Source organism: Marinomonas sp. ef1, assembly GCF_002806845.1.
Classification (GTDB): Bacteria; Pseudomonadota; Gammaproteobacteria; order Pseudomonadales; family Marinomonadaceae; genus Marinomonas; species Marinomonas polaris.
Genome location: NZ_NHTT01000012.1, coordinates 70,461 through 83,981, shown reverse-complemented (window position 1 = coordinate 83,981; position 13,521 = coordinate 70,461). Strand labels below are relative to the sequence as shown.

General features: G+C 41.2%; 16 protein-coding genes and 1 riboswitch. Of the genes, 11 read left to right on the top strand and 5 right to left on the bottom strand.

The genetic code is table 11. The features are described 5' to 3' along the window. Position 1 precedes the first annotated feature (1 nt). From hisG to CCS02_RS16495, 3 genes are read left to right on the top strand one after another with little or no spacing between them, the layout of a single operon-like run. A complete protein-coding gene (gene hisG, locus CCS02_RS16505) occupies positions 2-646 on the top strand; it encodes an ATP phosphoribosyltransferase (protein ID WP_012070108.1) in 645 nt (214 codons plus the stop codon). After that, a complete protein-coding gene (gene hisD, locus CCS02_RS16500) occupies positions 647-1,957 on the top strand; it encodes a histidinol dehydrogenase (RefSeq protein WP_100637162.1) in 1,311 nt (436 codons plus the stop codon). Beyond that, positions 1,957-2,508, top strand: coding sequence for an SRPBCC family protein (locus CCS02_RS16495; RefSeq protein WP_100637161.1), 552 nt, complete (start codon positions 1,957-1,959; stop codon positions 2,506-2,508). Before hisD ends, CCS02_RS16495 begins: the two co-directional genes overlap by 1 nt. An 8-nt stretch (positions 2,509-2,516) precedes the next feature. Here the strand turns inward: CCS02_RS16495 and CCS02_RS16490 are convergent, their stop codons facing one another. Beyond that, positions 2,517-3,569, bottom strand: coding sequence for a S1C family serine protease (locus tag CCS02_RS16490; protein WP_072839861.1), 1,053 nt, complete (start codon positions 3,567-3,569; stop codon positions 2,517-2,519). Between the two features lie 18 nt (positions 3,570-3,587). On the opposite strand from CCS02_RS16490, the gene CCS02_RS16485 reads away from it, so the two are divergent. After that, complete coding sequence (locus CCS02_RS16485) at positions 3,588-4,349, top strand: Nif3-like dinuclear metal center hexameric protein (RefSeq protein WP_100637160.1); 762 nt, start codon at positions 3,588-3,590, stop codon at positions 4,347-4,349. Positions 4,350-4,416: 67 nt separating this feature from the next. Here the strand turns inward: CCS02_RS16485 and CCS02_RS16480 are convergent, their stop codons facing one another. Beyond that, complete coding sequence (locus tag CCS02_RS16480) at positions 4,417-4,872, bottom strand: DUF1043 family protein (protein ID WP_072839863.1); 456 nt, start codon at positions 4,870-4,872, stop codon at positions 4,417-4,419. Positions 4,873-4,999: 127 nt separating this feature from the next. On the opposite strand from CCS02_RS16480, the gene zapE reads away from it, so the two are divergent. From zapE to CCS02_RS16455, 5 genes are all read left to right on the top strand, one after another. Continuing rightward, entirely contained in the window at positions 5,000-6,100 is a 1,101-nt protein-coding gene (zapE, locus tag CCS02_RS16475) for a cell division protein ZapE (RefSeq protein ID WP_100188410.1), read from the top strand. Positions 6,101-6,253: 153 nt separating this feature from the next. After that, positions 6,254-6,682: a 50S ribosomal protein L13 gene (gene rplM, locus CCS02_RS16470; protein WP_072839865.1), complete on the top strand. Its 429-nt coding sequence runs from the start codon at positions 6,254-6,256 to the stop codon at positions 6,680-6,682. A 14-nt stretch (positions 6,683-6,696) separates the two neighbouring features. Next, complete coding sequence (gene rpsI / locus CCS02_RS16465; RefSeq protein ID WP_072839866.1) at positions 6,697-7,089, top strand: 30S ribosomal protein S9; 393 nt, start codon at positions 6,697-6,699, stop codon at positions 7,087-7,089. 397 nt (positions 7,090-7,486) lie between these two features. After that, entirely contained in the window at positions 7,487-8,119 is a 633-nt protein-coding gene (locus CCS02_RS16460; protein WP_072839867.1) for a glutathione S-transferase N-terminal domain-containing protein, read from the top strand. Between the two features lie 89 nt (positions 8,120-8,208). Continuing rightward, on the top strand, positions 8,209-8,586 hold the full coding sequence (locus CCS02_RS16455) for a ClpXP protease specificity-enhancing factor (protein ID WP_072839868.1): 378 nt from the start codon (positions 8,209-8,211) through the stop codon (positions 8,584-8,586). Positions 8,587-8,685: 99 nt separating this feature from the next. Here the strand turns inward: CCS02_RS16455 and CCS02_RS16450 are convergent, their stop codons facing one another. Genes CCS02_RS16450 through CCS02_RS16440 form a run of 3 tightly spaced genes read right to left on the bottom strand, consistent with a single transcriptional unit; the run spans position 8,686 to position 11,391 of the window. Beyond that, positions 8,686-9,279, bottom strand: a complete 594-nt coding sequence (locus CCS02_RS16450; RefSeq protein WP_100188409.1) for an SIS domain-containing protein — start codon at positions 9,277-9,279, stop codon at positions 8,686-8,688. 5 nt (positions 9,280-9,284) lie between these two features. After that, entirely contained in the window at positions 9,285-9,668 is a 384-nt protein-coding gene (locus CCS02_RS16445) for a YraN family protein (protein ID WP_100637159.1), read from the bottom strand. Next, entirely contained in the window at positions 9,619-11,391 is a 1,773-nt protein-coding gene (locus tag CCS02_RS16440) for a penicillin-binding protein activator (protein WP_232728896.1), read from the bottom strand. Before CCS02_RS16440 ends, CCS02_RS16445 begins: the two co-directional genes overlap by 50 nt. A gap of 113 nt (positions 11,392-11,504) precedes the next feature. Between CCS02_RS16440 and rsmI the strand changes: the two genes are divergently transcribed. Both rsmI and CCS02_RS16430 read left to right on the top strand, forming a co-directional pair. Continuing rightward, positions 11,505-12,368: a 16S rRNA (cytidine(1402)-2'-O)-methyltransferase gene (gene rsmI, locus CCS02_RS16435; protein ID WP_100637157.1), complete on the top strand. Its 864-nt coding sequence runs from the start codon at positions 11,505-11,507 to the stop codon at positions 12,366-12,368. A gap of 23 nt (positions 12,369-12,391) precedes the next feature. After that, the gene (locus tag CCS02_RS16430; RefSeq protein ID WP_198515403.1) at positions 12,392-13,180 is read left to right on the top strand and encodes a transporter substrate-binding domain-containing protein; all 789 of its coding nucleotides are present in this window, start codon (positions 12,392-12,394) and stop codon (positions 13,178-13,180) included. Between the two features lie 118 nt (positions 13,181-13,298). After that, a riboswitch (TPP riboswitch) is annotated at positions 13,299-13,403 on the top strand. Positions 13,404-13,521: the final 118 nt, after the last annotated feature.

The window sequence follows — 13,521 nt, the reverse complement described above, 5'->3', positions numbered from 1 at the left end:
TATGAGTAAAACATTAACGATTGCGCTGTCGAAAGGGCGCATTCTTGGTGAAACTTTACCGCTTTTAGAAAAAGCGAATATTGTTCCAGTTGAAGATATTAGTAAGAGCCGAAAATTAATATTCGATACCAATCATGAGCATATCAAGCTAGTTATTTTGCGTGCGACTGATGTACCGACTTATGTTGATCATGGTGTGGCAGACTTTGGTGTTGCTGGTAAAGATGTGTTGATGGAAGCATCCACTAAAAATCTTTACGAGCTGCTGGATCTTAAGATAGCGAAATGCCGTTTGATGACGGCGGGCGTTGTTGGTCAGCCATTGCCTAATAGACGTTTGAAAGTTGCTTCGAAGTTTATCAAAACAGCGAAGGCATATTTTGCTGAGCAAGGTATTCAGGCTGATGTCATTAAGCTATATGGTGCGATGGAATTGGCGCCTATTATGGGCTTGGCTGATCTTATTGTGGACATCGTTGATACAGGCAATACACTAAAAGCAAATGGTCTTGAGGCTCGTGAGTTGATCGCGCCAATCAGTACACGTTTGGTGGTCAATAAAGCGGCTTATAAAACGAAGTATTCTGAAATCGAGCCTATCCTAGAAATGATAAGACGTGCGGTTGAAGATAACGAGGGCAAATAATTGAACCTGAATATTCGAGAATTCTCTTCTAGTTCTGCTGGTTTTCGCTCTGAACTAGAGTCTTTACTTGCTTGGGACTCAGTGTCTGATGCAGGCGTACAAAAGGCAGTGGCCGATATTGTTGAGCAAGTTCGTCTTAAGGGTGATGAGGCGGTTATTGAATTCACCAATCGTTTCGATCGTCGACACGTTGTTTCTTCTGCTGAGCTTGAAATTTCACGTGAAGAGTTGGCTCTTGCAAAAGGTCGAGTCAGTGCTGAGTTAGTGGCTAGCTTGGAAGCGGCAGCAAAGCGCGTTCATGATTATCATGAACGTCAAAAGCAGCCATCTTGGCAGTATCAAGAAGATAACGGTACCGTGCTTGGTCAAAAAGTAACGCCTTTAGATCGTGTTGGTGTTTATGTGCCAGGTGGTAAAGCGGCTTATCCTTCTTCTGTGTTGATGAATGTTATGCCTGCTAAAGTAGCTGGTGTTGGCGAAATTATCATGGTTGTTCCAACGCCAGATGGTTTGGTTAATGATATCGTTTTGGCGGCGGCTTATATTGCTGGTGTGGATCGTGTATTCACTATTGGTGGTGCGCAGGCTGTTGCGGCTTTGGCGTATGGTACTGAAACTATTCCAAAAGTTGATAAGATTGTTGGCCCAGGTAATATCTATGTGGCCACAGCTAAGAAGATGGTGTTTGGTGTTGTCGGTATCGACATGATTGCCGGACCTTCTGAAATCCTCGTTGTGTGCGATGGTAAGACGGATCCTGATTGGATTGCCATGGACCTATTCTCTCAAGCGGAACATGATGAAGACGCCCAGTCTATCTTGATTTCTCCTGATTTAGCTTTTATCAAAGATGTAAAGGCTTCTATGGAGCGTTTGATTGAAACTCAAAGTCGCAAAGATATTATTAAAGCTTCTTTAGAAGGTCGTGGAGCCTTCATTCATGTTGAAAATATGGATGAAGCTATGGATATTGCGAACATAGTAGCTGCTGAGCACCTTGAGTTATCTATTGATGAACCTGAGAGATGGGCGGAAAAAATCCGTCATGCTGGTGCGATCTTTATGGGTCGTCATACGCCAGAAGCATTGGGTGATTATTGTGCAGGACCAAATCATGTTTTACCAACGTCTGGTACGGCAAGATTTTCATCACCTTTGGGTGTCTATGATTTCCAAAAGCGTAGTTCTTTGATTTATTGTTCGCCTGAAGGGGCGAGTGAGTTGGCAAAAATTGCTTCTCCTTTGGCTCGTGGAGAGTCTTTAGAGGCGCATGCTATGTCGGCGGAATATCGTATTCTGAAGGATTTTTAATGGCGGGTAATTTATCGCATCCAGCTGCTCTTTATAAGCTGAGAAAGGTAACGCGTATTTCAGCGTTAGTTATCTTGTTTTTAGTGGTAGTTGGTTTTTTTATGCCGGCAGATTATCGGGTGGAGCGTAGTGTGATTATTAATGCTCCTCGTGATGTGGTTTACCAAGATATGCTTCAAGGGGATCGTTTGCCAGATTGGATGTTTGTTCAGGATGGTAAAGTGGCTTCATTTGAAGGTGTTTTGGGTAAAGGTGATTCTGTTGCCTTGTTTTATGATAAAACAACCGAGCAGGGTGTTTTATCGGTGACTGAATCATCTGAGGATGTCGTGCGTTTTGATGTGCGTCCTAAACCGAAGGTAAACTTAGTGCATAATCAAATATACTTGCAGGAAAGCAAAGGCGGTACTTTGGTTAAGTGGACGATCGAAGGTAGCCTTAGTGCTGGCTTGTTGAGTCCATATCTTGCGATGTTTGCAAATGATATTGCGGGTAGTAATTTTGAGCGCAGCTTGCAGAAGTTGAAAGAGCAGGTTGAGTTTCAGCATTAGCGCATATCCTAATATGTAATACGTTGCATCGTGGGTTGTTTTTCTAGCATGATATTTGTCTGATAGGATTGCTGCCCGCGAATGCCAACCAGCGAAATGCGTGTTCCAGGTTTTAGTGATGCTATTAGGTGTCTTATCTGAAATGGGTCTTCGCTCGGCGTGTTGTTAATTTCAAGTATTATATCCCCAACTTCTATTCCGGCTTTTTCAGCAGGACTTTCTTTAGTTATATCGCTTACTAATAGTCCGTGATTTGATGGTAAGAGTAAGTTATCTGCCAGAGACTGAGTTATTTTTTGAGCGTCCATTCCTAAGTATCCTCTTACTACTTCCCCTTGTTTTATAATATCGGTCATAACATCGAGAGCGTCGTCAATCGGTGTGGCAAAGCCAATTCCTTGTGAGCCGCCAGTGCTTGAATAAATGGCAGAGCTAATGCCAATGAGTTCGCCTCGTAGATTGACTAACGCGCCGCCTGAATTGCCTGGGTTTATTGCTGCGTCCGTCTGTAGGAAATTTTCATAGGTGTTAAGGCCTATGCTGTTTCGGCCTTTGGCGCTAATAATGCCTGCTGTTACCGTCTGTCCAATTCCAAATGGGTTGCCTATAGCGAGGATCTTGTCTCCAACTGACACCTTGTCACTGTTGCCCATTTTAATGTTGGGAAGATTAGGTAAGTCTATTTTTAAAACCGCTAGGTCGGTGGATGGATCTGAGCCAATGAGTTTTGCTTCAACACGTCTATCATCATGAAGAGCAATGACAATACTTTGTGCATTTTGAATGACGTGATGGTTTGTTAGTATGAAGCCATCTTTCGTTGCTATGACGCCAGAGCCTAGGTTAACGCTGTGTTTTGCTTTGTTTGAATCGCTAAGGCCTTTTTGTTGTATGACTTGGGTGTAAATGTTAACAACAGAAGGTGTGGCGATTTTGACTGGCGTTGAATAGCTAGAGTCGGAGATTTTTTGTTTCTCCTGTATAAGTAGTACAGCTAGACCTATACAAGTGCCAGAGAGAATAGAGATAATGATGGGCGTCCAGTAGGTTTTTTGATTCATAAAGTATAAGGAGTTGTTTTGCTACGCAGTGAATTTGAGTTATTGCTTAATAAGACATTAAGTCCAAGTCGCTTCAAAGATTATGCGCCCAATGGGTTGCAGGTGGAAGGAAAAAAAGAGATTAACCGCGTGGTTACTGGTGTAACTGCTAGTCAGGCGTTAATTGATGCTGCTATTGACTATAAAGCAGACGCTATCTTCGTTCACCATGGTTATTTTTGGAAGAATGAAGATCCCAGAATTGTTGGTATGAAATATCGTAGAATTGCGTCTTTGATTAAAAATGATATCAATTTATATGGCTATCACTTGCCATTAGATGCACATCCTACGCTAGGTAATAATGCTGGCTTAGCTGATGCTATTGGGCTTTTAAATCGGTCTGGCTTGCAGGTAGGCGTGCCTATAGAAGAGTCTATCGGAGTTGTTGGTGAGTTAAGTGAGCCAGTTACATCTGATGTATTTCGAGGAATAGTCGAATCTGCTGTTGGTCGAAATATACTATTTGAATGTGTTAATGATCGCCCAATTCATCGGGTGGCGTTGTGTACTGGTGGTGCGCAAGGCTATATAGAGCAGGCCGTAGCTGTTGGTGTGGATGTATTTATCACTGGTGAGGTTTCTGAGCAGACAATTCATATTGCGCGTGAAATGGATATTCATTTTATTGCGGCAGGGCATCATGCAACTGAGCGTTTTGGGGCGCAGTCTATGGCTGCGTATTTATCTAGTGAGTGTGGTTTGGAAGCAGTCTTTATTGATGTAGATAATCCAGCTTAGTGAGATGTTAAACAGATGAAAAAAAACGGGCTTTTGAAAGCCCGTTTTTTGTTGGTATGTTTTCTTGTTAAAAAGTTCGTTTTGGTTCGAGGTCTATATTTCTATCATCAAGACCGAATGATTCGCTCAGTGTACCAGGCTCTTTATCTTTTTTCAGAGCGTAGTCTCTTGGTGGTTCGAAAGATGCAGGCTCAATAGTATCGGTATTGTTTGAAGCGGCTGTGCTTCTTTCAATTTTTATGTTGCTTAATTGAGTTGCATTATCTGCAAGAGTGTTTCTGAGGTCTGCTAAGCGTTTTTCTGCAGACATTAAGTGTTCATTACTGTCAGTGAAGAAGTTGTCGATAATAACTTGCTTGCTGTCTAGCTCTTGCTGTAGTGACTTCATCGTGATGATGTTTGAGCTTGAGTCAGCTTTTTTGCTGTTATTTTTTGCACTGTAGCTTTTAAGAGCAAGTGTAGCAACACAGCCAATAATGATGCCGGTAATAAAGATAATAATGTTGAATTCTTCTAAGTTCATGACTTTCTCCAAAAAACAGATAATCCATTATAGCGAAACCACCCCTACGATAACAGCTTGATAGGTGTTGTTTAAGATGCAATTTGTTAGAATAAGCATAATTTACTAATCGAACGAAAGAGCTGCGATGACACCCATTACACGTTACAAGCAAGATTTGACAAGAACAGACTTTAATTACGATCCAGCTCAAGAAGAAGCAGTGGAAGCTCTTCAGGATTTATTTGACCGTTTGGTTGCGAGCCAAGCAGATAAATCCTCCAGTGGCCTCTTGGGACGCTTTTTGAAAAAGAAAGCGCCGACTGTTGAGCAAGGGTTGTATTTTTGGGGTGGAGTAGGTCGAGGTAAGACCTATTTAATGGATACTTTTTTTGACTGTTTGCCAACAGAAAAGAAAATGCGTCTCCATTTTCATCGCTTTATGCAGATGGTTCACCAAGAGCTTCGTAAGTTGCATGATGTTAAAAATCCATTAGAGATTGTTGGTAAGGAAATTTCGTCTAAAGCGCAGGTGTTGTGTTTTGATGAGTTTTTTGTGACAGACATAACTGATGCTATGATTTTGGCTGGCTTACTTGAGGTGCTGTTTGAAAATGGCACGACTTTAGTGGCAACTTCGAACATAGAGCCAGATGGCTTGTATAAAAATGGTTTGCAGCGGGCACGTTTTTTACCGGCTATCGACCTTGTGAAAAAATACACTAAAGTCATGAATGTTGATGGTGGTGTGGATTACCGATTGCGTACCTTGAAACAAGCTAAACTTTATCACTTTCCTTTAAGTGAGGAAGCGGATGAGGCTTTAAATGAGCGTTTCATGAGTTTAATTTCTGATGCCTCGCATGTTGTTGAGGGTGGTGCTGCAGAAATTGAAGGTCGTAGCATTCCTTTGTTACGAAGCTGTGAAGGGCTTGCTTGGTTTGATATCAAAGCGTTGTGTGATGGGCCAAGAAGTCAGGTTGACTACATTGAACTAGCGCGTCTTTACACTACGGTAATTGTTTCTAATTTACCGCAAATGGATGCGTCACGAGATGATTTGGCGAGACGCTTTATTAACTTGGTAGATGAGTTCTATGATCGCCATGTTAAGATGATTTTTTCTGCAGAAGTTGCTATTCCAGATATTTATACGGGTACGCGATTGGCTTTCGAATACGACCGTACAGTGAGTCGATTATTAGAGATGCAATCAGAAGAATATTTGTCTTTAGAGCACCGTCCTTAAGTGTATTTCGACTTTCATATTTCATTGTGTTGGTATATACTTCGCTCGCCTTTTTAAAGGTAAGTGTACGTTGATCAAGTAGTTTACTACTTGGCCAACCAATAATAATAGGTATAGCGTGTCATTGAGCACGCGTATTGAAAGGGTTTTTTGATGAAAACTTTTACAGCTAAACCTGCTGAAGTTCGCCGCGACTGGTTCGTGGTTGATGCTGAAGGCAAAACTCTAGGCCGCTTGGCTACTGAAATTGCTCGTCGTCTACGTGGCAAGCATAAAGCTGAATATACTCCACACGTTGATACTGGCGATTATATCGTTGTTGTTAACGCTGAGAAAATTCACGTTACAGGTAACAAAGCAGCTGCTAAACAATACTACCGCCATACTGGTTACCCAGGCGGCTTGCGTTCTATGAATTTCGAGAAGTTGATTGATCACGCTCCTGAGCGCGTTCTTGAAATCGCCGTAAAAGGTATGTTGCCAAAAGGTCCTTTGGGCCGTGCAATGCACAAGAAAATGAAAGTGTACGCTGGTACTGAGCATCCACATGCTGCTCAACAGCCTCAAGCCCTTAACATTTAATACGGAAGATCATTATGTCAGCTACTCAATACTACGGTACAGGTCGTCGTAAAACGTCTACCGCTCGTGTGTTCCTTAAAGCGGGTTCTGGTAACCTAGTTATCAATAACCGTACTCTTTCTCAGTACTTCGGTCGTGAAACAGCTCAAATGGTTGTTCGTCAACCTCTTGAACTTGTTGGCGCTACTGAAAAATTTGACGTTTATATCACTGTTAAAGGTGGTGGTATCTCTGGTCAAGCTGGTGCGATCCGTCACGGTATCACACGCGCTTTGATGCAATATGATGAGACTCTACGTCGTACTCTACGTTCTGCAGGATTCGTTACACGCGACTCTCGTGAAGTTGAACGTAAGAAAGTTGGTCTACGCAAAGCACGTCGTCGTCCTCAGTTCTCTAAGCGTTAATTTTCGCTTTGGAATTATTATCAAAACGCTTGGTGTTTTCGCCAAGCGTTTTTTTTGCTTGAAATAAAGTTGGCTATAGAATTCTTGCAACAAAATGGTTTTTCTAAGAAAAATTGTTTGAAAATAATGTTAGAATAGTCGGGCTTTGAAATTCATGGTTTCATAAGTGTATTTTAGTTTGCTACGTGTTGCTTGAAGTCTAGGTTTGAGATATTTCTCTTTATAGACTCAAGTACTAAGTTAAAGCCTTGTTTTATAAGAGGTGCGCGAGTAAATATTCCATGAAAAATTTTCTGTGTTGACGATATCATGTAATATTTTTGTTACTTCGTCACCATATTATAGTTTGTCCCCTCCTTTGAAGGGGATGTAGATGTTTTCAATATAGGGGTTAGACATGGGTGTTATTGCAAAGCGCTCCTCAATGACGTTCTTCTCTGATGGAGAAGATCATTACAGCCATAGAGTTCGTATTGTATTGGCTGAGAAAGCCGTCACAGTGGACATCATAGATGTAGACCCGTTTAACAAGCCAGACGAGTTGGCGGATGTTAATCCATACAATGAGCTACCAGCTTTAGTTGATCGTGATTTGGTTCTTTATGAGCCAAATGTCATGATGGAATACTTGGATGAGCGTTTTCCACATCCACCATTGCTGCCTGTATATCCTGTTGCTCGTGCTGAAAGTCGTTTGTTTATGTATCGTATTCAGCGTGATTGGGCAAAGCTAGTTGATTTGATTCTTACCAGTAAGGACAAAGAAGCTGTTGCTAAAGCACAAAAAGAATTACGTGAAGGTTTGTTGAACGTTACTCCAATTTTTGAAGAAAAACCTTATTTCATGAGCGATGAGTTTACTATCGTGGATTGTTGTTTGGCTCCAATCTTGTGGCGTTTGCCTATACTTGGCGTAGAGATTCCTAAGGATCAAGCAAGAGCGCTGTACAAATATATGGATCTTGTCTTTGCTCGTGAGTCTTTCCAAGAAAGCCTTTCTGAAGCAGAACAAGAAATGCGTTTAGACTAAGCTGAGGCTTTATCTCGGTTTTGTTAAGTAGCAAAAGAGGAGCTTATAGCTCCTTTTTTTTACTAAATATTTATTAGGTAGGAGACAAAATGTTACCGAAAAGATCTTATTTATTAAATGCCGCTTATTCTTGGGTTGCTGATAACGATATGACGCCTTATTTGCTGGTAGACGCTCAGCAAAAAGATGTCGTGGTGCCTACCGAGTTTGTTAAAGATGGTCAAATAGTTTTAAATATTGGTATGTCTGCTGTGCGTCATTTGATCATGGATAAAGACGCTGTCTCGTTTGAGGCGCGCTTTAGCGGTAAACCTATGCAGGTTTATGTGCCGATACGAGCGGCACTGGCTTTATATGCAAAAGAAAATGGCGATGGTTTTGTTTTTCCGGATGAAGAATTTTTTGATGAGCCGACTCCAACACCACCAGAACCTAAAAAAGGTTTTCAGTTGAAAGTTGTGAAATAAAGAATAGCGCAACATCTCGCTATACTTTTCTAACAGACAAAAAAAGAGCCGCTTTAAAGTGGCTCTTTTTTTGTCTCAAATATTTTTGATTGAATCTACTTAGTCTTCGTAGCCAAATAGTTGGCGCTCAAGTAGGTCAACCAATATGTGAATGACGCTAAGTTGGCATTCGTGCACTCTGGCTGTGCCAAGAAGATTGATCTTTATCTCTGTATCATCCTGAGAGGTGAGTGACGAGACATTTTTTGCTTCTGGGCTAGTTAGCGCGACTATACTCATTTTGCGTTCATGGGCCGCTTGAATGGCTTGTATTATTGGTGAGGTGTTGCCTCTGTTAGCAATGACAAACAGTATGTCGCCTTGATTGCCTAGTGCAGTGATTTGCTTTGAGAAAACATCGTGATAGCTATCGTTATGAGTAATTGCTAATAGAGCGGAGCCTTCGCCGCTTAGGTTGATTGCTGGCAGTCCAGGGCGCTCTCTGTCCATTCGGTCTAACATTAAAGTACTGAAGTACTGAGACAGGTGAGATCCTGTGCTGTTGCCGATACAAATAACTTTACCACCAGAAGCAATGCTTGAAAAAATCACTTTTGCAGCATGTTCAATATAAGGAGGTAAACTTTCCAGGGCTTGTTGTTGTGCTTCAAAACTCTGGGCAAATTGTGTGTAGATTGCTTCTTGAAAATCCATAGTGATTAAAATACTGCTTTAAGCCAGGTTAAATGTTGAGAGTCTATTTTTTCGTCAAATAGTATCGCATCGAAGCGACTTGCGTTATTTACTTTATTATTCTTTTGTAGCCATAAAGCCGCGCTGTTGCGTACTTTCTTAAGCTTTGATTGTCCAAGGCTTTCAGCGGCATTGCCGTGAGTGTTATTCGCACGAAAGCGCACCTCTACAAAAACATAGGTATTTTGATCTAAAAAAATTAAATCAATTTCTCCGATACGGCAGAAGAAGTTTCGTTCTACAAACCGAAGCCCTTGCTTTAGTAAAAAGGCTTCGGCTGCTTGCTCGGCTTTCTCACCGTTATTTTTCGGTGCCTTCCTTCTGTTTAAAAAACTGGTGACTGGTTGCATATACCAAATTTCCTTTTCGGTAAGTCATGATCTCAGGTCGTTTATGAAATATGCCATTCTCATCCATGGTGATAATGCCAGTATTTGCAGAAATTTTAGTGCTCGGAAGCAGGGTGAATAGCTGGTATTTGCTTGCTAGTAAATACGAGTCGGCACCTAGAGCTTGTAATCTGCGCAAAATATTTGAATTTTGATTTTTAGGCAAAGCATCTAACGAAGTGTTGTTTGGCGTAAGAGCTGGAGCTTCTGTAAAAAGTATGCGCTCAATATCTTCAGGTTTTGTTGATCTTTCTGGGGCGCTATCATTTAGAGTGCTGCTGGCTAACATTGGTATTTTGTCAGCGAAGTAGAAATCTAAAAGAGGTCTGATTTGTTTAGCGTCGTTGAGTTTGCCAATGTAATAGACGTAATCCAAATCTTCGCGAGATCTTGCGATGCTGTCTACGCTTGTGCCTATCCATTTTTCTACGGATCTTTTACGGGCATAACTCTCATTAATCAAAAGCAGTTTCTGAATCGCATCTTGTCTGCCTTTTGGTGTGTTGGCATAAGACTGATTAGAAGTGATGGTGACGTTTTCTTTCGCTGCTGCGGCACGAAATTCATCACTTTGTTTTAGTGCCCATGTATCCTGAGTGCTAAGGATCGCCGCTTTCGTTGCGCCTTCTTGCTTAGCGAAGGTGATCAGTTCGTGTATTTCATCTTCTGCGCTCAAGGAGAAGTGATAAAGATTTTTTGGGTGTTGATTTATGTCCAGCTGATTTAGTGCTATCACCGGGTAAGGTAGGTCTAAACGACTTACTTGAGCAACATTGTTTTTTTGCAATGGCCCAATGATGACATCGGGTTGTTGTGCATTTGCGGCGGCAAGTGCTTCACTAATGTTTGAATAGTCATCAATGTTAACAATGCTAACTTGTGGCCTTGCTTCTTTTTGGTTGTAAAAAGAGGCAAAAAAGCCATCTACAATGGCTTGAGATGCGCGTTCTAATTTGCCGCTCATTGGTAACATCAAGACGATTTTTTTCGGTGCCATCTGTTCAACGGATGACATGATTTCGAAATCTTGCGGTGGCGAAAGTGCTGCGGGGTGGTTTGGGTTTTCAATCTGCCAATTTTTGAATATCTTGAGTTGTTGCTCGATTGACAGTGATTGATCTCTTAATATGCTGCTGATGGTCAGCCAGCCATTAAGTAAGGGTTTTTGCAGCTGGTATAATTCATCAATTTCATTTTGCGTTAAATTTTGGATAGCCATCCATAATTTTGCTTGATTCTCTTCACCTTCATTTAGCGGAAGGTTATAAGTTAAATCCATTCGTAGATTTACGACTTCAAGCCAATTGCCAAAGTATTCAAGAATCGATGCTTTTGTTTCTTTCAATCGATTCTGATTGTCAGGATGGCTTGCTGCAGGCAGTTTGTCGGCTTTTTCTAGGTAAGCTAAAGCGTCGGTGGAATTGTCTAAATTTGAAGAAGCTAAAGCAGCAAGTAAATAGGCTTCAAATTGAATCGACGATGTTGTAATTAACACCTTACTTTCTAATTCATCAATGGTTTGTTGATACTCGCCTTGTGCATAGAAGTTTTTTGCTGCGTTGTAGGCATCCGCTAGCTCCTTAGAAACATCCGAAGTTTTAATTGGATGGTAGATGCTAGGCGGCAAGGTTCTTTCTTGCGAGCTGCTACTGGCGTTTTGTACCCTGTTTTGAGACTGATCCATATTTAAATTCATGGAATTACAGGCGCTTAGCAGAAAAGAGCAAAGAGTTAATGATATGATGCGGTAATTAATTAGGCTCATAAGCTTATAAAATGACAAATAAAAGAGGCCACATGGTACCACATAGTTCTGATGATGCGAGAGGGTCGCTATACATAGTTGCCACCCCAATTGGTAATCTAGACGATTTCAGTAAAAGAGCCGAGCAAACTTTACGTGATGTAGACTATATCGCAGCTGAAGACACTCGACACACCCGACGTTTACTCAATCATTTTGCCATTGAAGCAAAACTTTTTTCCATTCACGATCACAATGAAAAAGACAAAGCTGATTATGTAGCGAGCTTATTAGACGAAGGTAAGAGTGTCGCTCTGGTGTCTGATGCAGGAACGCCGCTTATATCTGACCCTGGCTATCACGTTGTGCATGCATTACGAGAAAAAGGCCATAAAGTTTTGCCGATCCCAGGTGCTTGTGCATTGGTCGCCGCTTTGTGCGCCTCAGGCTTACCAACGGATCAATTCTTTTTTGCGGGTTTTGTACCAGCCAAATCCAAAGGGCGCTGTGATTTATTTGAATCTTGGAAGAAGCAAACTGGCACCGTGGTATTTTACGAATCCACTCACCGAATTTATGATTCAATTGCGGATGTGCAAAAAGTCTATGGTGAAGACGCGCAATTAGTATTGGCTCGCGAAGTAACGAAAACGTTCGAGACTTTCTTGTCTGGTACCGCATCTGAAATTCTTGTCAAGTTCGATGCAGATGCTAACCAATTACGTGGTGAATTCGTCGTTATGCTGAGTTTTACGCAAGAAAGCGGTAACGAAGCAGAATTAGAAGCGAAGCGTATTCTGACAATATTGTTAGAAGACTTACCAGTTAAACAAGCGGCAGCTATGGCGGCTAAATTAACCGGTGAAAAGAAAAATTACCTTTATAAAATGGCGCTGGAAATGCAAGGCGATAATTAAATTAAACTATGAGTGCTACGTATATGATGTTTGAGAAAAATAAAAAAAATAGCGTGAAGTTTTTATCTTTTGCCGCGTTAGTCCTATTAAGTTCACAAGCTGCTCAAGCCCGTACTTGGGATGAAATAAAGCAGAGTGGGGAATTAAAGGTTGGATTAACGGGGGATTATTCTCCTTTGTCGTTTTATAGCAAAGCCGGAAATTTAGAGGGCTTTGATGTTGATATGATGACGAACCTGGCAAAGTCATTGGACTTAAAAGTAAATTTCGTTAAAACAACTTGGCCTGCACTTTCTCAAGATCTTGCTAATGATAAGTTTGATGTTGCAGCTGGCGGTGTGACGAAAACGCAAAAGCGTGCAGAGCAGTTTTCTTTATCCGATTCTGTAGCTGCAAATGGCAAGATCATTCTAAGCAATTGCAGTAATGCTAAGCCACTGAATACACTAGAAAATATTAATCAGCCCACCGTGAAAGTCATAGTGAATCCAGGTGGCACCAACCAAACTTATGTGGATGAGCACATTACATCTGCTGATATCATTCGGACTAAAGATAATTTTGCTAACTTGCAAGGAATTCGTGATAACACGGCGGACGCCATGATTACAGATTTAATAGAAGGCAACTATTACCAACTGCATGAAAAGGGTGTGTTTTGTGTTTCTTCAAAGCAAATATTAGCTGGTACGTCGAGTGTTAAAGTTTATATGATGAAAAAAGATAATAGCCATTTGCTTGGAAAGGTTAATGCGTGGCTTCATGATTCTGATAAATCAGATTTGATGATGCATTGGGGTATTACTCAGTAAACTATTCATTTTATTTTTAGTGGCCCTGATAAGTTGTATTTTGCTCTTGAAGGAAAGCTCTTGATCAATCGGGCAAAAAATCCGTATTTACAAGATCTATTGCCTGAGAGTATGCTTGCACAACTTGTCGGAGTGCCATTTGGCTGAGATCGCATAATTAAGTGCGGGATCCGCAGAACCTGATCGGGCTAATACCCGCGTAGGAAACAAGAAAGTCTCCATTTTTCTTTTCTGCATCGAATGAACTCCTGATTTTTTATGGAATCGATGCAGTCATATCCTCTAAAGCATCCTTTTTAATAAAATTCAGGGTTCACGTTTTGCAATTAACGCCAGTAGTG

What these genes read in the sequence shown, in the direction of transcription:
- CCS02_RS16490 (WP_072839861.1), bottom strand. Translation starts at nt 3,569, where the DNA reads ATGAATCAAAAAACCTACTGGACGCCCATCATTATCTCTATTCTCTCT.
- CCS02_RS16450 (WP_100188409.1), bottom strand. Translation starts at nt 9,279, where the DNA reads ATGGATTTTCAAGAAGCAATCTACACACAATTTGCCCAGAGTTTTGAA.
- CCS02_RS16440 (WP_232728896.1), bottom strand. Translation starts at nt 11,391, where the DNA reads ATGGATCAGTCTCAAAACAGGGTACAAAACGCCAGTAGCAGCTCGCAA.
- CCS02_RS16495 (WP_100637161.1), top strand. Translation starts at nt 1,957, where the DNA reads ATGGCGGGTAATTTATCGCATCCAGCTGCTCTTTATAAGCTGAGAAAG.
- CCS02_RS16455 (WP_072839868.1), top strand. Translation starts at nt 8,209, where the DNA reads ATGTTACCGAAAAGATCTTATTTATTAAATGCCGCTTATTCTTGGGTT.
- CCS02_RS16480 (WP_072839863.1), bottom strand. Translation starts at nt 4,872, where the DNA reads ATGAACTTAGAAGAATTCAACATTATTATCTTTATTACCGGCATCATT.
- zapE (WP_100188410.1), top strand. Translation starts at nt 5,000, where the DNA reads ATGACACCCATTACACGTTACAAGCAAGATTTGACAAGAACAGACTTT.
- CCS02_RS16460 (WP_072839867.1), top strand. Translation starts at nt 7,487, where the DNA reads ATGGGTGTTATTGCAAAGCGCTCCTCAATGACGTTCTTCTCTGATGGA.
- rsmI (WP_100637157.1), top strand. Translation starts at nt 11,505, where the DNA reads ATGGTACCACATAGTTCTGATGATGCGAGAGGGTCGCTATACATAGTT.
- rplM (WP_072839865.1), top strand. Translation starts at nt 6,254, where the DNA reads ATGAAAACTTTTACAGCTAAACCTGCTGAAGTTCGCCGCGACTGGTTC.
- CCS02_RS16430 (WP_198515403.1), top strand. Translation starts at nt 12,392, where the DNA reads ATGATGTTTGAGAAAAATAAAAAAAATAGCGTGAAGTTTTTATCTTTT.
- rpsI (WP_072839866.1), top strand. Translation starts at nt 6,697, where the DNA reads ATGTCAGCTACTCAATACTACGGTACAGGTCGTCGTAAAACGTCTACC.
- CCS02_RS16445 (WP_100637159.1), bottom strand. Translation starts at nt 9,668, where the DNA reads ATGCAACCAGTCACCAGTTTTTTAAACAGAAGGAAGGCACCGAAAAAT.
- hisG (WP_012070108.1), top strand. Translation starts at nt 2, where the DNA reads ATGAGTAAAACATTAACGATTGCGCTGTCGAAAGGGCGCATTCTTGGT.